Raw genomic sequence first — 17,645 nt, forward strand, 5'->3', positions numbered from 1 at the left:
GCCCGCCTCGCGCCATTTCAGCGCGCAGGGTGTTCCCATCAGCCGCTTGAAGATCTTCGAGAAATGGCCGGAATGCAGAACGAGAAGGCCCATGCCTTCCCAGACGCGCTTGGCAACGCGCTCGACGACGACGTCGGAGACCGCGCCGTGATCCTTGTGGCCCCACCAGGTCAAGACGTCGGTTTCGGCAAGGCGGGCTTCGCTCAAGCCGTGCTCCGGTTCCTGCAGCGTCGCCGTAGTGGCGGATATGGCGGGATCGGTATTCAGCGCATTGGCGATCGTCGTGTGCATGCCTTCGGGATAGATGCCCCGGACGATCTCATTGGTAGTCTCGTGGATATTCTCTCCCCAGACGACGGTGCGTATGGCCATGATGTGCTCCTGTGGAACCTGGAAGTATCGATAGGCGGGAAAAGCAGAAAGATTCAAAGCGCTTTGGAAAAGGGCGCTGGCTGCGCCTCGGTCTCCTCCACGTCCAAGCAACACATAGCCCTTTGTCAGGATTTTGACAAAGGGGAAAATTTCTCCCGCGAGCTTCCGAAGAGCGATTTAAAATATCACAATGGATTCAATGCGAAACGGACTTCGAGAACAGATTGACCACGACGACGCCCGATATGATCAGCCCGAGGCCGATGAACGCCGGCAGATCGAGGCGCTGCTTGAAGAAGATCAGCCCGACCGAAGAAATCAGCACGATTCCCAAAGCGCTCCAAATCGCATAGGCGATGCCGACAGGAATGCTCTTCAGCGTCAGCGACAGGCAATAGAAGGCCGCCGCATAACAGGCGACGACAAGCGCTGTCGGCCCGATGCGGGTGAACTGCTGCGACAATTGCAGCGCGGTCGTGCCGATGACCTCGAGCACGATGGCTGTAAACAACAGCCCGTAGATGGCGGCCTGGCTCATGACGGTATTCCCTAGATTACTTTCCGGTCAATTCGACGAGGCGGTCGATGAGGTTCCGTCTCAGAACATCGGCGATATCATGGCTCTCCAGCGTATCTGCGAACCACAGCCCGTCGGCGGCGAAACGTACGATCTGCGCATCGAGCGAGGAATCGGTGCCGACATATTCCTCGGCCCGCGCCTGCACCCATTCGCGCCAGCGAAGGCGTAGCCGGGGTTCGGCGAGAAGCGCGATCGTCACCTGCGTCCAGCTCCTGGAATCGTCGGGACGATCCTTGAGACCGGCCACCGCCCTGACATAGGCGCGGGTGAAGCGGCCCTGCGGCACGGGATCGCCGCGCATCAGTTCCTCGATGTCGGCGTCGAATTTTTCGAGCAGGCTCTCGAACAAGGCATCGAGCAGCGCATTCTTCGTCGGGAAGTGATGCAGCAAGCCGCCCTTGCTGACGCTGGAGGCGGCAGAGACGGCATCGAGCGTCACGGCCGCCATGCCTTCGCTGGCGGCAAGACGCGCGGCGACCTCCAGCAACTGCTGGCGCACGAGAGCCGGTTGTTTCTTGCGATGATGAGCGTTCGACATGCAGATAAAAGATACCGTCCGGACGGTTTTGTCAAGAAGAATCGGAGAATCCCTGCCCCGCAGGCATTATGCGCGAAATGCCGCGGCACCTTGATGACAGTTGCGATCATTTTCCATCAGGTGCATGAAGGGTCGGGGAACGGGAATGGTATCGGGGATGGGTTTGTGACGGAAAAAGTCACCACTTTATATGAAGCGATCGGCGGCGATCCCACCGTGCGGGCGCTGACGCATCGCTTTTATGCGCTGATGGATACGCTGCCCGAGGCAAGCAACGTGCGCGCCGTGCATCCGCGGAGCCTCGAAGGCAGCGAAGAGAAATTCTACGAATATATGAGCGGTTATCTCGGTGGCCCGCCGCTCTATACCGACAAACGCGGCCATCCGCGCCTGCGCAGCCGCCATTTCGTCGCCGAGATCGGCCCGGTCGAACGTGACGAGTGGCTGCTCTGCTTCCGCCGCGCGCTCGACGAGACGATATCGAGCCAGGCGCTGCGCGATCTCATCTGGGTGCCGGTCGAACGCCTCGCCTATCACATGCAGAACAAGGAATAGTCATGAGCCTGAACGCGCGCCTGGAGCCGGTGCTTTATCTCTTTTCCGGCCTGTTTGGCGCAGCCGGCGTGGCGCTCGCCGCCCTTGCCGCCCATGGCGGCGGCGAGGCCAACCTTGCGGCATCCGCCTCCGCCATGTGCCTTGCCCACGCCCCTGCTTTGCTGGCCCTAGCGCTCGGCACCGCCAAGCTCAAAACCGCCTGGCTAGCCGGTTTCCTGATGATCGTGGGAACGCTGCTCTTTGCCGGCGATCTCGTCACGCTGCGTTTTACCGGCTCCGGCCTCTTCCCCTATGCCGCCCCGACCGGCGGCTGGGCGATGATGCTGGGTTGGCTGGTTGTGGCGGCGGGGGCGGTGTTGCGTGGCAAGGCTTGAGAGCTTAGCGGTGACTTCTGTTTTCTAAGGAAACATCGCCAAAAAGTTGTTCGCAGCATATCGGGACGGCTGATGGGGAACTCCACCTCTCCTCCCTCATCCCTGTGCTCGTCACAGGGATCCAGCGCACCCAAGTCCTTGGGTGCGAAAGACTCTTCTCTTGCAGTATTGGTTCATTCACGGCGCAGACGCGCCGTGGCTGGATTCCTGTGACAGGCACAGGAATGAGGGTGTGCGTGGGCCAGGGCGAATACGAAAATTAAGATTTCAGTCAAGAGCTAAGTCACGCCGCATCAACCGCAATCAAATACCCTCGACCACATTAAACCCTTCGAAAACCGGCGGCCCCTTGTACATCGCCTTGCGGTCGCCCGCATTGCGGTGCGCTGCGCGAAAATTCTCGGACTTCGTCCAGTTCTGGAAATCCGCTTCGCTGCTCCAGACCGTGTGCGAGGAATAGAGCCTATAGCCCTCCTCTTCGTTGAGCTTGCCGCGCAGCAGGCGGAATTCGACGAAACCGGGCACCTCGGCAAGAGTGGAATCGCGATTGCGCCACACCGTCTCGAAATCACCCTCACTCCCGATTGCAACCTTGAAGCGGTTCATTGCGATATACATGGACACTCCTTACGCTTTCCTCTTGCCCGCCCTTGCCGCATGCGAAGGAAAGGCGAGAATATTATTGCCGTTTACCGCCGCTTGGCCAAGCGGCCTTGTTGCGGCTTCTCCCGGCATCCGCGCCTCCCAGGCCGGGAATAGCGTCACATTCCGGTAGATCTGCTGGCGTTCGGCATGCTGCTGGAACAGTTCGTAGAGCTCGGGCACGAGGCCGTCGCCTGTCTGCGCGGCGAGCTTGTGCAGGCCGATCATGGTGAAGCCGTCGGGGCGCTGGTCGTTCATCGGGCATTGCCTCGTTCGTTCATCGTCTGCAGCGCACGTTCCAGGCTGGACTTGCTGCCGTTGCGAAGCGGGATGAAGGCCTTGCTGAACTTCTTGCAGCCGGTCTTCACCCGCAGGCATGCATCGTGGCTGATACAGTCGATGGGGCAGAACACGCAGTCGACCGAGGGAAGCAATGTGTCGATGCGGGAAACCGCCTCGCGAAGGCCGCCGTCGTGATGAATGAGTTCGGCGCCGAAATTGCTGGCGATCTGGCGAAGATGCGCCACTTGGCAGTCACGCCCGCCGACATAGAGAAAACTGCGGCCATCCAGTTTGGATCGGCCGTCGGATGCCTGTCCGGCCTCCTCGCCCGCGCTGCCGTGCACCTCCCGGTTCGAACCCTTCTTGCCCTTGCGAGCCATATACCACCCGTTCGCTCGTTGATCGTCACACGATTCCTGCGTGTGCGGGTGGACCTTATTAAACTTGATTTTTCTAGTAAAGTATAAAGTTGATCATTTTTATCATATTATCTGGTGACCTGAACTTCCTGGGTGAAAGTCCAGCTAGGTTTACCCCACTCCGAGGGCAGCGGCGGAAACGGCGCTGCCCGCCGCACACCATCCAGAACAGCTTTATCCAACTCTGCAATACCCGAACTGCGAGCAACGGCGACCGACGCTACCCTGCCTGTTCCGTTAATCGTCAGTTGAACCCTTACGGTCATACCGCCGCTCGTGTTTTTGTATTCATCAGGCACGCGAACAGCGCGACGGATCCGTTTTTGTATCTTACCAGGGTAGTTGGCTACGGCAGCACTTCCCATACCGTCAGTTCCGCCTGTCGTGGTTGACATGCCGTCAGTTTGCGGCCCGTCCTGGCCGTTGACCACACCTTTCCTCGAGTCCTCACGATCTGAGCCCTCTTTCCCACCAGCAGGCTTGGCCTTCTTCTGAGTCTGCTTCTTTTCAACCGGTTTCGGCTTTTCCGCTTTCGGCTTCGGTTTTGGCGCCGGCTTGTCAGGTTCCGGCGAGACTTCGACAGGCTTTACTTTTTCTGGCGGAACTTCGGTGGGCCGGACAGCCGTTGGCATCACTTCTTCCGGTACCATTGCCTGCACGATATCAGGCGTGGGCTGTTCTGGCACAGCCGTTGCCATCGGCTGAGCGACGAAAGATTCTGCAGGACTCTCGGAGACAAGCACCTCTGGCTCGGCAGCGACAACGGTCTCAGGGGAGGCCCGCGTAACTTCCTGCACCGACTGAACGGTCTCCATCGGCTGGATCTGCTCCGACGGCACGGTCGTGGCATCTAGTTCGGTGGCCTTTTCGGATTGAACTGTATCCGGCTCAACCTCCTCCGAAGCAACTTGCTCGGGCTGCCGCTCTAACTCCGGATCGCCGGCCGATGTCTGGTCAACGTCAGAGTCGCCATAGACGACGACGCTGACAGCCTCACCGGCATCTTCAATCGCTTCGTTCGGCGGCGTCGGCATGAACATGCTAAGAGCAACCACCAGACCTGCATGAAAGAGGAACGAGCCGACACACGTCAGCGCCACCCGACGCCGCACCGGCTTCTTTTCATCCTCCTGCTTTTCCACCGCCGCATCCATCGGTGGCGCGGCAGCGGGAGCTGCCGGCTCAGCTTCCGGATGGTCGGGAAAGGAGGATATCTGTGCAAAACGCGTGTAGTGAATCACCGCCTCGCCGGCCGGCTGCAGTTGCGCGTTGCGCAGTTCGGGAAGCTCGTGGCCAGGGTGCATGCCGGGCATATTGTCGTTCAGGCTGCCGTCAGCGTCCGGCTCCGCGATGAGCACCTGTCTCGATCTGGACTTCGCTGAAATTGCCATTGTCTATGCCTCGGGGAGCCAACATGTCCGCCGGGGTTCATTCCCCGGCGTTTTTCTTTAGCCCTCGAAGGGAACCGAAATCTGCGAGCGGGTGACGAGGCCCTTCATGCATTCGCCGGCAGCCGGCCCGTCGCAGACCGGCGTGTCGTTGATGAGGACGCGCGTGACCGTCTCGCATTTGACATTCGGCATATCGAACTGGCGCACGCGCTTCTTGCCCTGCGGCAGATCGCGGAAGTCGAGAACGGTGATGCGGTCGACGGCATTCTTGTCGTTGAAGAAGGCAAGCTCGAAGGAGATTTTGTTGATCGGCGCCTGCAGATTGTTCTCGGCGACGAAGGTCATCATGCAGCCCTTTTGCGATGGCGCCAGAGCGTTGAGTTCGACATCCAGCTTGGCACTTGCCGCATCCTGCGCTTGGGCTACGCTTGAAACCGCCATCACCATGCCGGCCGCAACAGCCGCAAACCTAACCGTCATCATCTTCTCCGCCATTGTCCCGGAAATCAGCAATCTCAAAAACTTGACTTTATTAGTCTCCTATTGCGTCTTTAAAAAACTATGAGTAAGAAAGTCAAGATAATTGTCATCACAACCGGGGACCCCTGATCCCCGGCCCCACGGAATTGCCAAACCGAAATGATGGTTGAAAAGCCAGATAACTTTAAGCACGCGCCGCTGCAGAGCGAGCCTGCGGGCCAGCACCGGATCGTCGAAAGCGCGGATCTTTTCCGCGGCACGAACGAGATCATGATCAGACATGACGGCTTGGTCTATCGCCTGAAGATCACCCGTCAGGGCAAGCTCATTCTCAATAAGTAGGGTAAGACATGACCGAACAGACAAGACCGGCGCCAGCCGAAATCCGGGCGTTTCGCGCCGAAAATCCAAAGATGCGCGAGCGTGAGATCGCCGCCCAGCTGAAGATATCGGAGGCAGCCCTCGTCGCCGCCGAAACCGGCATCAGCGTCACCCGCATCGACGGCAGCGCGCTGAAACTTCTCGAACGTGTGGCCGGCCTCGGCGAAGTGATGGCGCTGTCGCGCAACGAAAGCGCCGTGCACGAAAAGATCGGCATCTTCGAAAACATCAAGAGCGGCGCCCAGGCCGCCATCGTTCTCGGCGAAAATATCGACCTGCGCATCTTCCCGAGCCGCTGGGAACATGGTTTCGCCGTCACCAAAAAGGATGGCGACCAGGTGCGCCTCAGCCTGCAATATTTCGACAAGGCGGGCAGTGCCGTGCACAAGGTGCATCTGCGGGCGAATTCGAATGTCGAGGCCTATCACGCGATCGTCGCCGAGTTGAAGCTGGAAGATCAGTCGCAGGACTTCGTCGAGGCCGAGGTCTCGAATGCCGCCGATGAGACCGCCGATGTCAGCCGCGACGAACTGCGCGACAATTGGAGCAAGCTCACCGATACGCACGAATTCTTCGGCATGCTGAAGCGCCTGAAGATCGGCCGCCAGGCGGCCGTTCGCAGCGTCGGCGACGACTATGCCTGGAAGCTCGACAATATAGCGACGGCAGAGATGATCCATGCCTCGGTGAAGTCGGGCCTGCCGATCATGTGTTTCGTCGCCAATAACGGCATCGTCCAGATCCATTCCGGCCCGATCTTCAACGTGCAGGCGATGGGCCCGTGGATCAACATCATGGATCCGACCTTCCACCTGCATTTGCGCCAGGATCACATCGCCGAGACCTGGGCCGTGCGCAAGCCGACCAAGGATGGCCACGTCACCTCGCTGGAGGCTTACGATGCCGAGGGCGAGATGATCATCCAGTTCTTCGGCAAGCGGCAGGAAGGCTCGGACGAACGCGCCGAGTGGCGCGAGATCATCGAAAATCTGCCGCGGGCAGCCAGCGTGGCCGCATAAGGATCATAGCGATGACGATGCGTAACAATCTGCGCCGGATCCGCCCCTGGCAACTGGCCCTGACGGCAGCCGTCATGGCCCTGCCGCTGATCCCGTCGGCGTCGACGGTCAAAGGCTTCGCCTTCGCTGGCGCCGCCCATGCCGCGGAAAAGAAGCTCGACACGTCGCGCCTGGTTTCGGTCGGCGGCGACGTCACCGAGATCGTCTATGCGCTCGGCGAGGAAAACCGGCTGATCGCCCGCGACACGACGAGCCTCTATCCGGAGGCGGCGCTGAAGCTGCCCAATGTCGGCTACATGCGGGCGCTCTCGCCGGAAGGTATCCTGGCGATGAACCCGACGGCGATCATTGCCGTCGAAGGCTCCGGTCCGCCGGAGGCGCTCACCGTGCTGAAAAATGCCAGCGTGCCCTTCGAGATGGTGCCGAACGCCTTTACCCGAGACGGCATCATCGCCAAGATCGACCGGGTCGGCACGCTGCTCGGCGTGCCCGACAAGGCAAAGACGCTCGAAGACAAGGTCGCGGCCGATCTCGACGCGGCGATTGCCGATGCCGAAAAGCGCCCGGAGGCCGAGCGCAAGCGCGTTCTCTTCATCCTCAGCGCCCAGAACGGCCGGATCATGGCATCGGGCACCGGCACGGCCGCCGATGGCATCGTCAAGCTCGCCGGCGCTGTCAACGCTGTCGGCGCATTCCCCGGCTACAAGCCGCTGACCGACGAGGCGATCATCGAGGCCAAACCCGACATCATCCTGATGATGAACCGCGGCGATGGCGCCGGCACCAAGAACGAGGACCTGCTGGCGCAGCCGGCAATCGCGCTGACGCCGGCTGGCGAGAAGAAAGCGATCATCCGGATGGATGGCGTCTACCTGCTCGGCTTCGGTCCGCGCACCGCCGCCGCCGCGCGGGATCTCAACACGGCGATCTACGGGGGCTGATCATGGCCCTGCCGCAAGCCATGGAACGAGGGCGACACTTGCCGATGGCGGACATTCGCGCAAACCGGCAGGCGGGCGACAGAACGCGGCTTGCCCTGCTGGCGATCGCGCTGCTTGTCGCCGGCTCGGTCCTCTCGATGCTGTTTTCGGTGACGACAGGCGCTTCGGATGCCTCGATCCTCGATGTCATCAGCAACATGGCCGGCTCCGAAACCGCGCTCAGCACGCGTGACCGGATCATCATCTTCGATATCCGCCTGCCCAGGGCGATCCTCGGCTTCCTGATCGGCGCCTCGCTGGCCGTCTCCGGCACGGTGATGCAGGGCCTGTTCCGCAATCCGCTGGCCGATCCCGGCCTCGTCGGCGTCTCCTCAGGCGCAAGCCTCGGCGCCGTCACCATCATCGTGCTCGGCAGCGGCCTTGCGGCTCCGCTCGCAGCACTTCTCGGCATCTACACCCTGCCGGCGGCCGCATTCGCCGGCGGCCTCGTCACGACGCTGCTGCTCTACCGGATCGCCACCCGCCACGGCCAGACCTCGGTGGCGACGATGCTGCTTGCCGGCATCGCGCTCGGCGCGCTTGCGCTGGCGCTCACCGGGCTGCTGATCACCATGGCAAATGACCAGCAGCTGCGCGACCTGACCTTCTGGAGCATGGGCTCGCTTGCCGGCGCCACATGGACGAAGATCGCCGCCGCCGGCCCGATCATCCTCCTGTCCTTCACCGCCCTGCCCTTCATGGCCCGCGGCCTCAATGCCATCACGCTTGGCGAGGCCGCCGCCTTTCATATGGGCGTGCCGGTGCAGCGGCTAAAGAATGTGGCGATCGTCGGCGTCGCCGCGGCGACCGGCGCCTCCGTCGCCGTCAGCGGCGGCATCGGCTTCGTCGGCATCGTCGTGCCGCATATGCTGCGCATGGCGATCGGCCCGGACCATCGTTTCCTGTTGCCGGCTGCAGCACTGCTCGGCGGTTCGCTGCTGATCTTTGCCGATGTGCTGGCCCGCACCCTGGTCGCCCCGGCCGAGCTGCCGATCGGCATCATTACCGCGGCGGTCGGCGGGCCGTTCTTCCTGTGGATTCTGCTGCGGCAGCGTTCGCGTCTTGCGCTGTGAGCAATTGAAATGATCGAAGTTTCCGGCCTCTCCGTGCGTCTTTCCGGCAAGGCCATCATCAGCGACGTCGCCTTCACGGCAAGAGCCGGCGAATTGACGGCGATTGCCGGGCCGAACGGCTCCGGCAAGACGACGACGATGAAAGCCATCTCAGGCGAGCTTGCCTATGGCGGCTCGGTGCGCATCGGCGACGACGAGGTCAAGGCGTTGAAACCCTGGCAGCTTGCCGCTATTCGCGGCGTGCTGCCGCAGGCAAGCACCATCTCCTTTCCCTTCACCGTGCGCGAGATCGTCCGCATGGGCCTGACATCGGGCCTGAACCTCAATCCCGACACATCAGAGCAGACGGCGGCCGCAGCCCTTGCCTCGGTCGACCTGACCGGCTTCGAAGGCCGTTTCTACCAGGAGCTCTCCGGCGGCGAGCAACAGCGCGTGCAGCTGGCCCGCGTGCTCTGCCAGATCGCCGAGCCTGTCGTCGACGGCAAGCCCTGCTGGCTGCTGCTCGACGAGCCCGTCTCCAGCCTCGACATCAGCCACCAGCTGACGATCATGACGCTTGCCCGCAATTTCTGCCGACGCGGCGGCGGCGTCATCGCCGTCATGCACGATCTCAACCTGACCGCGCTCTTTGCCGACCGCATCATGCTGATGAAATCAGGCCGCCTCGCCGCCGCCGGCCGTGTCGGTGACGTGCTGACCGACGAGATCATGCTCTCGGTGTTCGGCTGCGCATTGCGCATCAACCAGGTGCCGGCCGACGGCACCCCCTTCGTGCTCGCCCACAGCGCCGTTTCCCGCTCCTGACCACCGCCCGTCGGAACTTTTGATCGCCCGGCACGTTTTCGGCAGTGATCTGGGTCAATGCCGGGCGATATCATTCATGCAACGAACGTTGGTGACCCACGTGCGAAACAGGCGGGCTTGCGCGCGCCCCAGCCAATGGAGACAGCCATGAGCTATTCTATTTTCCAGTCCGGCCGCAGCCGCCGCAACGGCACCTTCCACAATTTGGAATCCGGCATCGAGGAGCAGATCGAGGCGCTGCGCGACGAACTCGCCGAACTGACACGCCTCGTCGGCAAGAGTTCGCGCCACCAGAGTGAAAAAATCCGCAGCCAGGCCGGCGCCGGTTATGAGGAACTGCTCGGCCGCAGCGAGGATCTTCTGCGCGAATTGCAGCACGGCTATGAGCGCGGTACGACGGAAATGCGCGAGACGGTACGCAAACATCCGCTGGCAACGATCGGCGCTGCTGCCGCTTTCGGCTTGGCTATCGCTTTCCTCGCTCGGCGCTGAGGACGCGCGATGCTCTCGATCCTCAGTGCGCTGACGGGCGCAAGCGTGCATCGGACCGTTGCGCGCGCCAAGCGCAACAGCATCTTCATCGCGCTTGCCCTGCTCTTCCTCCTCACCGCCTACGCGCTTGTTGTCGCCGCCGGCGCCATCTGGCTCGCCGGCATTTACGGCCCGGCCGGCGCAGCCCTCTTCCTGGCCGCCTGCGCGTTGTTGATCGCCATCATCGCGCTGGTGGTGATGGCGGTCATGAATGCCCGGGAGAAGCGTCGCGCCCGCGAGCGCCGCGCGGCACTGGAATCCTTCGCCACCGTCGGCCTCGGCCTTATCCGCGCCCAGCCGCTGCTCACCGCCGGCGTTCTGGCGGCCATTGTCGCAGCCAATCTGGTGGGCTCGAAGCGTGAGGATTGAGGAGCGTTGATTCTCCTGATCGTTCTGAGAAGGGACGAGGAGAAGCGGGTTGCATACCATACCCAGCGGGAAGATTAGGCAGGTCCGCCCACCCACGCTCCCTCATTCCTGTGCCTGTCACAGGAATCCAGCCACGGCGCGTCCGCGCCGTGAATGAATCAATACGTCAAGCGAAAGAGTCTTTCGCGCCCAAGGACTTGGGCGCACTGGATTCCTGTGACGAGCACAGGAATGAGGGTGGAGAGGGAGTGCCTTGAACAGCTAATCACCGCTCTTGGACACACGCCGTTTCCCCTCCTGCAAAACTACAAACCAAAAAAAGCCGGCGCCCCGCGAGGGCAACCGGCCTTCCTCCCAAAAAACCTTCTCAGAACGCAAACGCCTTCGACGTCAGCGGCGCCGAGGTGGCGTCAGGCCCAAAGTCCGCCTCGCCTGAAATCTGCAGCAATTCCTGCAGCCGCTGGCGGGCGCGGTTGACGCGGCTTTTGATCGTGCCGACGGCGCAGCCGCAGATCTCGGCGGCTTCCTCATAGGAAAAACCCGAGGCACCGACGAGGATGATCGCCTCTCGCTGGTCCGGCGGCAACTGGTCGAGCGCCTTCTTGAAGTCCTGCAGATCGAGCGCCCCGTATTGCGAGGGGTGCATCGCCATCGATTCCGTGAACAGCCCGTCGCTGTCCTGGACCTCGCGGCCGCTCTTGCGCATCTGGCTGTAAAGTTCGTTGCGCAGGATCGTGAACAGCCAGGCCTTCATATTGGTGCCCATCTCGAAATGATCCTGCTTGGCCCAGGCCTTCATGATGGTATCCTGGACAAGATCATCGGCCCGGTCGTGCCGCCCGATCAGCGAAATGGCGAAAGCACGGAGACTTGGGAGGGCCGCCAGCAGTTCCCGCTTGAAGCTGGGTTGCGTTTTTTCTTCCATGCCGATGATCCTATTCGGCCAGCTTGGCAGAAGCCATCATTTCGGCATGGTCTAGCTTTTCGAGAAGATCGAGAAAACGATCTGGAATTGCCTCCTCCTGCGCAGAGGCATACAGCGACCGCAGCCTGACGCCGATCTGATTGTTCGGGTCCAGGATATCGCTTGCCCGCAGCTCCAGCTTCCGCTGATCGGCTGCTTCTTTCTTACGTGTCGTCATCAATTCGTCTTCTCGCCGGTTGTCTGTTGGGGCGTGCATAGGATCAATCATGATTTCAACCATCGAAGCCGAGCCTTCGATTGTCGATGTCGCTGGCATTTCTTGTTTCATGGGTCAAAACGCTACGCCCTTTCTTCGTCGGCTGGAATAATGCGGCGCGACAAAAAAAGTTCCTGCGGTTCCGGAACTTTTTTAGCAAGGCGGCGTTAACCGCTCATTGAAGCCAAGACCGGCCTGCATACGGGAGCCCTGAATGACACTTTCCACTCGAATTGCGCCGCACCTTCCTTATCTGCGCCGCTATTCCCGCGCCCTTACCGGCACTCAGACTTCGGGCGACGCTTATGTCGCCGCCGTTCTTGAAGCCATCATCGCCGATCTCACGATTTTCCCGGATACGGCGAATGACCGGGTGGCACTCTACAAACTGTTTACACAATTGTTTGGTTCCACCGCAGTCCAGATTCCAGAGCCGACATCGCCCTATGCCTGGGAACAACGCGCCACGCTCAACCTTTCGAAGGTTTCACCGGGCGCCCGTCAGGCCTTCCTGCTCGCCTCCGTCGAGAATTTCCGCGTTGCCGAAATCGGCGAAATCCTGGAACTCGACGAACAGGACGTCATGCGCTTGCTCGACATGGCCTCGCAGGAGATTTCCCGTCAGGTCGCAACCGATATCATGATCATCGAGGACGAACCGCTGATCGCCATGGATATCGAGCAAATGGTCGAAAGCCTTGGCCATCGCGTCACCGGTATTGCCCGCACGCATGCCGAGGCCGTCGCGCTCTACAACAAGACCAAGCCGAGCATGGTGTTGGCCGACATCCAGCTTGCCGACGGCAGCTCCGGTATCGACGCGGTCAACGACATCCTCAAGACATCGAGCGTGCCGGTGATCTTCATCACCGCTTTCCCGGAAAGGCTTCTGACCGGCGAGCGCCCTGAACCGACTTTCCTTGTCACCAAGCCCTTCAATCCAGACATGGTCAAGGCACTGATCAGCCAAGCGCTTTTCTTCAACGAATCGACCAGAGTGGCCGCCTGAGACGCAATTCTTCGGCCTTCGGAACCAAATCGCGAAAACAGGCGTTCCGGTGCTACCGGGACGCTCCGGTGGCTTTAACGGTTTTTGCAGCGCTTTGTTCTAGAGTTGACAGGCGAGGCCTTGAGGGCGCTCGTTTTCAGCGAAGTCCAAGATGTCACAAGGAAAGGCGGCCGAGTGAATAGGACTGAACCATTGTCCGGCATGCCTTTTACCTTCGAAGGCAAAGCCGCAATGATGGAACGCGCGCTCGGCAGCGCCGGGATTTCGATCCTCTGCCAGGACGCCCGGCTTTCGATCTTCTACGCCGAAAATCTGCCGCCGCATTTCGCTGCACTCTTTACTTCAGGCAGCAGCGATGCCGCTCTTTTCGGCGACGCCCATGGGCAATATCTGACAGCACTGAAACATAAGGTATTGGAAACCGGCATCCCTAACAATGCCGAGATCGAGATCGCCGTCGACGGTGAAACGCGCAGCTATGAATTGAAAATCCAGCGAACCGGTGAGCGCGGCAAATACGGACTTCTGTCCGTCATGGCTGAGGTCACCGAAAGCCGGCATCGCGAAAAGGTGCTGAAATCGCTGTTGCGCGAACTTTCGCACCGCTCGAAAAACCTTCTTGCCATCATCCAGGGCATCGCCACGCAGACGGCGCGCAACACACTTTCTCTCGACAGCTTCCTCGTCAAGTTTCGCGGGCGGTTGCAATCGCTTTCCAACTCGCAGGATCTGATCACGGATTCGAGTTGGCGCGGCGCCTATCTCTTCGAACTCGCTGAAAAACAATTCGCCCCCTACTGGCCGGAAACGTCAGGTTCCATGCCGATCTATGGCATCAATGCCCATCTGACCCCCAATGCCGCGGTGCATGTCGGGCTCGCCCTCCACGAGCTCATCGTCAACTCCGCTTCCTACGGCGCGATCTCAGGCGGCGGCGCCTCGATCACGCTGAATTGCCGGGAAGCCATGATCGGCGAGAGGAAGGCGATCGAGGTCGCCTGGGCAGAGGTGCTGCAAGATCAATCGGAAATCCACGAATTCAGCGACAACAGCTTCGGTCGAACCGTGCTGGAGCGTGTCGTGCCCTCCTCCGTCAACGGCAAGGCGGAGTTGAGCCTCGTTCCCGGCCGCATCGAATATCGTCTGACCATTCCGGAGACCGAATTCGAAATCTTCAAACGTGTGTGAAAGCCCCGACAACCCAAACAGAAAAACAGCCGGTGCGAGGGCGGCGCACCGGCTGTCTTCACTCACCGGGAGGGGACCGTGAGTACGTCCGGATAGTGGGTTGGGGGCGCGCATGTTGGGTCGATGCGATCACCATCCGGATACCGCAATAACGACGACATCGAACATTGGTTCCCCGCCGAACGAAAAAAATTCGACTTTTTTTGAATCTTTTTTCGGATCCCTCTTCCCGGCCCCGCGCCCCGCCATTCCGCCGCCGCGACAGAATATAAATTAACAAATAAAAACAGTTATTTATAGACTGAAATGAAGGAGGAGATCGTCAAAATTTTACCGTTTGATAAATTTTTAAACCTGAGTTACGCTTTCCCTCACAGGCCGTTTACCAATAATGAGGGAACTTCAATGGAACGACTGGAAACTGGGATTCATGCCGGCCGGCTTTCGTCCGCCGAGTATGAGGCTAATTTTTCCGATCTTCATCCGCGCCTCGATAATCATGAGGCGCTGGTCGCTGCCGATCGCTGTTATTTCTGTTATGACGCGCCGTGCATGACGGCCTGTCCCACCTCGATCGACATTCCGCTCTTCATCCGCCAGATTTCGACCGGCAACCCGCTCGGCTCGGCAAAGACGATCTTCGATCAGAACATCTTGGGCGGCATGTGCGCCCGCGTCTGTCCCACCGAAGAACTCTGCGAGCAGGCCTGCGTGCGCAACACTGCCGAGGAGCGGCCAGTCGAGATCGGCCGCCTGCAGCGTTATGCCACCGATGCCGCCATGCAGGCCGGCAAGCAGTTCTATGCCAGAGCCGAAGCGACGGGAAAGAGGATCGCCGTCGTCGGCGCCGGTCCGGCCGGCCTCGCCGCCGCCCATCGCCTGGCCGTGAAGGGTCATTCCGTAGTCATCTATGATGCCAGGGAAAAATCCGGCGGCCTTAACGAATACGGCATCGCCACCTATAAGGCGGTCGACGATTTCGCCCAGAAGGAAGTCGAATACATCATGTCGATCGGCGGAATCGAGGTTCGCCAGGGCGCTCTTCTCGGCCGCGATTTGTCGCTCTCCGATCTGCAGGCGCAATATGACGCCGTCTTTCTCGGCATCGGCCTTGCCGGCGTCAATGCGCTGCGCATCGACGGCGAGAACCTTTCAGGCGTAGACGATGCCGTCGATTTTATCGCAGCACTGCGCCAGGCCGATGACAAGAGCGATATCGCCATCGGTCGCCGTGTCGTCGTCCTCGGCGGCGGCATGACGGCAATTGACGCCGCCGTGCAGGCAAAGCTCCTCGGCGCCGAGGAGGTAACGATCTGTTATCGACGCGGCAAGGAGCAGATGAACGCCTCCGAATACGAGCAGGATCTGGCAAGCTCCAAGGGCGTTATTATCCGTCACTGGCTGGCGCCGAAATCGATTCTGTCGCAGGACGGCAAGGTCGCCGCCATCGAAGTGGAATATACCAAGCTCCTCGAAGGCCGTCTCATCGGCACCGGCGAAACCGGTGTGATCGCCGCCGACCAGATCTTCAAGGCGATCGGCCAGACCTTTGACGCCGCGGGCCTCGGCTCGCTGCGCATGGAATCCGGCCGCATCGCCGTCGACACTGAAGGCCGCACCTCGCTCGATGGCGTCTGGGCCGGCGGCGACTGCGTCTTCGGCGGCGAGGATCTTACGGTTTCCGCCGTCGCTCACGGCCGCGACGCGGCTGAATCCATCCATCGCACCCTCACCGCAGCAGCCGCTCCGGCTGTCGCGGTTGCCTGAAGGGGAGAGAGAACAATGGCTGATCTCCGCAATAATTTCGTCGGCATCAAATCCCCGAACCCGTTTTGGCTGGCGTCGGCGCCGCCGACCGACAAGGCCTACAACGTCGAGCGCGCCTTCAAGGCCGGCTGGGGCGGCGTGGTCTGGAAGACGCTCGGCGAGGAAGGCCCGCCCGTCGTCAACGTCAACGGCCCGCGCTACGGCGCGATCTTCGGCGCCGACCGCCGCCTGCTTGGCTTGAATAATATCGAGCTCATCACCGACCGCGACCTCTACACCAACCTCCGGGAAATGAAGCAGGTCAAGATGAACTGGCCGGATCGGGCGCTGATCGCCTCGATCATGGTGCCCTGCGAAGAACAGGCCTGGAAGGCGATCCTACCGCTGGTCGAAGAGACCGGCGCCGATGGCATCGAGCTGAATTTCGGCTGTCCGCACGGCATGTCGGAGCGCGGCATGGGCTCGGCTGTCGGCCAGGTGCCGGAATATATCGAAATGGTCGTGCGCTGGTGCAAGCAATATACCCGCATGCCCATCATCACCAAGCTGACGCCCAACATCACCGACGTTCGGCGTCCCGCCCGCGCTGCCAAGGCCGGCGGCACCGATGCCGTCTCGCTGATCAATACGATCAATTCGATTGTATCCGTCGATCTCGACAACTTCGCCCCCAACCCGACGGTCGGCGGCAAGGGCAGCCATGGCGGCTATTGCGGCCCGGCGGTCAAGCCGATCGCGCTCAACATGGTGGCCGAGATCGCCCGTGATCCCGAAACCTACGGCCTGCCGATCTCCGGCATCGGCGGCATCACCACCTGGCGGGACGCGGCCGAATTCCTCGTTCTCGGCGCCGGCAACGTCCAGGTCTGCACCGCGGCGATGACCTATGGCTTCAAGATCGTGCAGGAGATGATCACCGGCCTCTCCGACTGGATGGACGAAAAGGGCCATCGCAGCCTCGACGACATCACCGGCCGCGCCGTACCCAACGTCACCGACTGGCAGTATCTGAACCTCAACTACATCGCCAAGGCGAAGATCGACCAGGACGCCTGCATCAAATGCGGTCGCTGCCACATCGCCTGCGAAGACACTTCGCACCAGGCGATCACCAATGTCGTCAACGGCCTGCGTCATTTCGAGGTGATCGAAGAAGAATGCGTCGGCTGCAATCTCTGCGTCAACGTCTGCCCGGTCGAGAACTGCATCACCATGGAACCGCTTGCCGCCGGCACCCTGGACAAACGCACGGGCCGCACCGTCGACCCGAACTATGCCAACTGGACGACGCACCCGAACAACCCGATGGCCCGCCAGGCGGCGGAGTGACCGGTTTGCAACGCCGCGGAGAAGATCGCTCCGCGGCGTTGCGCTGAACCCGTGATGGATTTATGGCAACCCTGCTGCACGATCGCAGCATGTCAACGAAGAGGAGGCAGCCATGGCTCGCAAACACCTCACCGACCTCAGCTTTTGAGGTCACGTCGAAACGGCGTAAATCCTTCCCGTCCGAGACCCGGGTCAAAACAGGTTCGCAAACCGTTCATGGGAATGTCGAACTGATCGAAAAACTCGGACGCAACGATCCCTGCCCTTGCGGCTCCAGGAGGCGGTTTCAAGAACTGCTGCCTGCAATCCGGCTCCTATGACGGCATCGAACGGGATTATTATTTTTAGAGACCGTGACTAAGATGGCGGCGCCCTTCATGG

At 60.8% G+C, this 17,645-nt stretch carries 24 protein-coding genes; 14 read left to right on the top strand and 10 right to left on the bottom strand.

Annotation, left to right across the window (positions count from 1 at the left end; genetic code table 11):
- The 3 genes from CO666_RS18605 to CO666_RS18615 all read right to left on the bottom strand — a co-directional run.
- A partial coding sequence (locus CO666_RS18605) for a ThuA domain-containing protein (RefSeq protein WP_179869715.1) occupies positions 1-372 on the bottom strand: 372 nt, incomplete at its 3' end.
- Positions 373-568: 196 nt separating this feature from the next.
- Complete coding sequence (locus CO666_RS18610) at positions 569-910, bottom strand: SMR family transporter (protein WP_097613692.1); 342 nt, start codon at positions 908-910, stop codon at positions 569-571.
- 16 nt (positions 911-926) lie between these two features.
- Positions 927-1,490 (bottom strand): TetR/AcrR family transcriptional regulator, encoded by a 564-nt coding sequence (locus CO666_RS18615; protein WP_097613693.1) that lies wholly within the window; start codon positions 1,488-1,490, stop codon positions 927-929.
- 165 nt (positions 1,491-1,655) lie between these two features.
- On the opposite strand from CO666_RS18615, the gene CO666_RS18620 reads away from it, so the two are divergent.
- Both CO666_RS18620 and CO666_RS18625 read left to right on the top strand, forming a co-directional pair.
- Entirely contained in the window at positions 1,656-2,045 is a 390-nt protein-coding gene (locus tag CO666_RS18620; RefSeq protein ID WP_097613821.1) for a group II truncated hemoglobin, read from the top strand.
- Between the two features lie 2 nt (positions 2,046-2,047).
- A complete protein-coding gene (locus CO666_RS18625) occupies positions 2,048-2,419 on the top strand; it encodes a DUF423 domain-containing protein (protein WP_097613694.1) in 372 nt (123 codons plus the stop codon).
- 303 nt (positions 2,420-2,722) lie between these two features.
- Here CO666_RS18625 and hmuQ read toward each other — a convergent pair whose 3' ends face one another.
- The 5 genes from hmuQ to CO666_RS18650 all read right to left on the bottom strand — a co-directional run bounded on the left by hmuQ (position 2,723) and on the right by CO666_RS18650 (position 5,633).
- On the bottom strand, positions 2,723-3,037 hold the full coding sequence (gene hmuQ / locus CO666_RS18630; RefSeq protein WP_097613695.1) for a heme-degrading protein HmuQ: 315 nt from the start codon (positions 3,035-3,037) through the stop codon (positions 2,723-2,725).
- A 9-nt stretch (positions 3,038-3,046) separates the two neighbouring features.
- Entirely contained in the window at positions 3,047-3,319 is a 273-nt protein-coding gene (locus CO666_RS18635) for a hypothetical protein (protein ID WP_097613696.1), read from the bottom strand.
- On the bottom strand, positions 3,316-3,723 hold the full coding sequence (locus CO666_RS18640; protein WP_097613697.1) for a DUF2325 domain-containing protein: 408 nt from the start codon (positions 3,721-3,723) through the stop codon (positions 3,316-3,318). Before CO666_RS18640 ends, CO666_RS18635 begins: the two co-directional genes overlap by 4 nt.
- Positions 3,724-3,830: 107 nt before the next feature.
- A complete protein-coding gene (locus CO666_RS18645; RefSeq protein ID WP_097613698.1) occupies positions 3,831-5,153 on the bottom strand; it encodes an energy transducer TonB in 1,323 nt (440 codons plus the stop codon).
- Between the two features lie 57 nt (positions 5,154-5,210).
- Positions 5,211-5,633 (bottom strand): hypothetical protein, encoded by a 423-nt coding sequence (locus CO666_RS18650; protein WP_097613822.1) that lies wholly within the window; start codon positions 5,631-5,633, stop codon positions 5,211-5,213.
- A 159-nt stretch (positions 5,634-5,792) separates the two neighbouring features.
- On the opposite strand from CO666_RS18650, the gene hemP reads away from it, so the two are divergent.
- The 7 genes from hemP to CO666_RS18685 all read left to right on the top strand — a co-directional run bounded on the left by hemP (position 5,793) and on the right by CO666_RS18685 (position 10,790).
- A complete protein-coding gene (hemP, locus tag CO666_RS18655) occupies positions 5,793-5,975 on the top strand; it encodes a hemin uptake protein HemP (protein ID WP_097613699.1) in 183 nt (60 codons plus the stop codon).
- A gap of 8 nt (positions 5,976-5,983) precedes the next feature.
- Positions 5,984-7,033 carry a hemin-degrading factor gene (locus CO666_RS18660; protein WP_097613700.1) on the top strand — a complete coding sequence of 350 codons (1,050 nt, stop codon included), beginning with the start codon at positions 5,984-5,986 and terminating at the stop codon, positions 7,031-7,033.
- A gap of 11 nt (positions 7,034-7,044) precedes the next feature.
- Positions 7,045-7,974: a heme/hemin ABC transporter substrate-binding protein gene (locus CO666_RS18665; protein ID WP_097613701.1), complete on the top strand. Its 930-nt coding sequence runs from the start codon at positions 7,045-7,047 to the stop codon at positions 7,972-7,974.
- Between the two features lie 2 nt (positions 7,975-7,976).
- On the top strand, positions 7,977-9,086 hold the full coding sequence (locus CO666_RS18670) for a FecCD family ABC transporter permease (protein ID WP_097613702.1): 1,110 nt from the start codon (positions 7,977-7,979) through the stop codon (positions 9,084-9,086).
- 9 nt (positions 9,087-9,095) lie between these two features.
- Entirely contained in the window at positions 9,096-9,890 is a 795-nt protein-coding gene (locus CO666_RS18675; protein WP_097613703.1) for a heme ABC transporter ATP-binding protein, read from the top strand.
- Between the two features lie 147 nt (positions 9,891-10,037).
- Positions 10,038-10,382, top strand: a complete 345-nt coding sequence (locus CO666_RS18680) for a DUF883 family protein (protein ID WP_097613704.1) — start codon at positions 10,038-10,040, stop codon at positions 10,380-10,382.
- A gap of 9 nt (positions 10,383-10,391) precedes the next feature.
- Complete coding sequence (locus tag CO666_RS18685; RefSeq protein ID WP_097613705.1) at positions 10,392-10,790, top strand: hypothetical protein; 399 nt, start codon at positions 10,392-10,394, stop codon at positions 10,788-10,790.
- 367 nt (positions 10,791-11,157) lie between these two features.
- Here the strand turns inward: CO666_RS18685 and CO666_RS18690 are convergent, their stop codons facing one another.
- The gene (locus CO666_RS18690) at positions 11,158-11,715 is read right to left on the bottom strand and encodes an RNA polymerase sigma factor (RefSeq protein WP_085738110.1); all 558 of its coding nucleotides are present in this window, start codon (positions 11,713-11,715) and stop codon (positions 11,158-11,160) included.
- A 10-nt stretch (positions 11,716-11,725) separates the two neighbouring features.
- Positions 11,726-11,932 carry a NepR family anti-sigma factor gene (locus CO666_RS18695; protein ID WP_097613823.1) on the bottom strand — a complete coding sequence of 69 codons (207 nt, stop codon included), beginning with the start codon at positions 11,930-11,932 and terminating at the stop codon, positions 11,726-11,728.
- 253 nt (positions 11,933-12,185) lie between these two features.
- On the opposite strand from CO666_RS18695, the gene CO666_RS18700 reads away from it, so the two are divergent.
- The 5 genes from CO666_RS18700 (at position 12,186) to CO666_RS18720 (ending at position 17,584) form a co-directional block, all read left to right on the top strand.
- Entirely contained in the window at positions 12,186-12,980 is a 795-nt protein-coding gene (locus tag CO666_RS18700; protein WP_003581798.1) for a response regulator, read from the top strand.
- A gap of 192 nt (positions 12,981-13,172) precedes the next feature.
- Positions 13,173-14,168, top strand: coding sequence for a sensor histidine kinase (locus tag CO666_RS18705; protein WP_179869722.1), 996 nt, complete (start codon positions 13,173-13,175; stop codon positions 14,166-14,168).
- A 405-nt stretch (positions 14,169-14,573) separates the two neighbouring features.
- Positions 14,574-15,935, top strand: a complete 1,362-nt coding sequence (locus CO666_RS18710; RefSeq protein ID WP_097613706.1) for an NAD(P)-dependent oxidoreductase — start codon at positions 14,574-14,576, stop codon at positions 15,933-15,935.
- A gap of 15 nt (positions 15,936-15,950) precedes the next feature.
- Complete coding sequence (gene preA, locus CO666_RS18715) at positions 15,951-17,264, top strand: NAD-dependent dihydropyrimidine dehydrogenase subunit PreA (protein ID WP_097613707.1); 1,314 nt, start codon at positions 15,951-15,953, stop codon at positions 17,262-17,264.
- Between the two features lie 89 nt (positions 17,265-17,353).
- Complete coding sequence (locus CO666_RS18720) at positions 17,354-17,584, top strand: SEC-C metal-binding domain-containing protein (protein ID WP_097613825.1); 231 nt, start codon at positions 17,354-17,356, stop codon at positions 17,582-17,584.
- The last annotated feature ends 61 nt before the right edge of the window (positions 17,585-17,645 follow it).

The sequence above is a fragment of the Rhizobium chutanense genome (assembly GCF_002531935.1).
Lineage (GTDB): Bacteria > Pseudomonadota > Alphaproteobacteria > Rhizobiales > Rhizobiaceae > Rhizobium > Rhizobium chutanense.

Coding starts and splice junctions, on each gene's coding strand:
- CO666_RS18690 (WP_085738110.1), bottom strand. CDS start 11,715: ATGGAAGAAAAAACGCAACCCAGCTTCAAGCGGGAACTGCTGGCGGCC.
- CO666_RS18670 (WP_097613702.1), top strand. CDS start 7,977: ATGGCCCTGCCGCAAGCCATGGAACGAGGGCGACACTTGCCGATGGCG.
- CO666_RS18675 (WP_097613703.1), top strand. CDS start 9,096: ATGATCGAAGTTTCCGGCCTCTCCGTGCGTCTTTCCGGCAAGGCCATC.
- CO666_RS18650 (WP_097613822.1), bottom strand. CDS start 5,633: ATGACGGTTAGGTTTGCGGCTGTTGCGGCCGGCATGGTGATGGCGGTT.
- CO666_RS18680 (WP_097613704.1), top strand. CDS start 10,038: ATGAGCTATTCTATTTTCCAGTCCGGCCGCAGCCGCCGCAACGGCACC.
- preA (WP_097613707.1), top strand. CDS start 15,951: ATGGCTGATCTCCGCAATAATTTCGTCGGCATCAAATCCCCGAACCCG.
- CO666_RS18660 (WP_097613700.1), top strand. CDS start 5,984: ATGACCGAACAGACAAGACCGGCGCCAGCCGAAATCCGGGCGTTTCGC.
- CO666_RS18700 (WP_003581798.1), top strand. CDS start 12,186: ATGACACTTTCCACTCGAATTGCGCCGCACCTTCCTTATCTGCGCCGC.
- CO666_RS18610 (WP_097613692.1), bottom strand. CDS start 910: ATGAGCCAGGCCGCCATCTACGGGCTGTTGTTTACAGCCATCGTGCTC.
- CO666_RS18695 (WP_097613823.1), bottom strand. CDS start 11,932: ATGACGACACGTAAGAAAGAAGCAGCCGATCAGCGGAAGCTGGAGCTG.
- CO666_RS18625 (WP_097613694.1), top strand. CDS start 2,048: ATGAGCCTGAACGCGCGCCTGGAGCCGGTGCTTTATCTCTTTTCCGGC.
- CO666_RS18665 (WP_097613701.1), top strand. CDS start 7,045: ATGACGATGCGTAACAATCTGCGCCGGATCCGCCCCTGGCAACTGGCC.
- hemP (WP_097613699.1), top strand. CDS start 5,793: ATGATGGTTGAAAAGCCAGATAACTTTAAGCACGCGCCGCTGCAGAGC.
- CO666_RS18720 (WP_097613825.1), top strand. CDS start 17,354: ATGTCAACGAAGAGGAGGCAGCCATGGCTCGCAAACACCTCACCGACC.
- CO666_RS18635 (WP_097613696.1), bottom strand. CDS start 3,319: ATGAACGACCAGCGCCCCGACGGCTTCACCATGATCGGCCTGCACAAG.
- CO666_RS18685 (WP_097613705.1), top strand. CDS start 10,392: ATGCTCTCGATCCTCAGTGCGCTGACGGGCGCAAGCGTGCATCGGACC.
- hmuQ (WP_097613695.1), bottom strand. CDS start 3,037: ATGTATATCGCAATGAACCGCTTCAAGGTTGCAATCGGGAGTGAGGGT.
- CO666_RS18710 (WP_097613706.1), top strand. CDS start 14,574: ATGGAACGACTGGAAACTGGGATTCATGCCGGCCGGCTTTCGTCCGCC.
- CO666_RS18640 (WP_097613697.1), bottom strand. CDS start 3,723: ATGGCTCGCAAGGGCAAGAAGGGTTCGAACCGGGAGGTGCACGGCAGC.
- CO666_RS18645 (WP_097613698.1), bottom strand. CDS start 5,153: ATGGCAATTTCAGCGAAGTCCAGATCGAGACAGGTGCTCATCGCGGAG.
- CO666_RS18615 (WP_097613693.1), bottom strand. CDS start 1,490: ATGTCGAACGCTCATCATCGCAAGAAACAACCGGCTCTCGTGCGCCAG.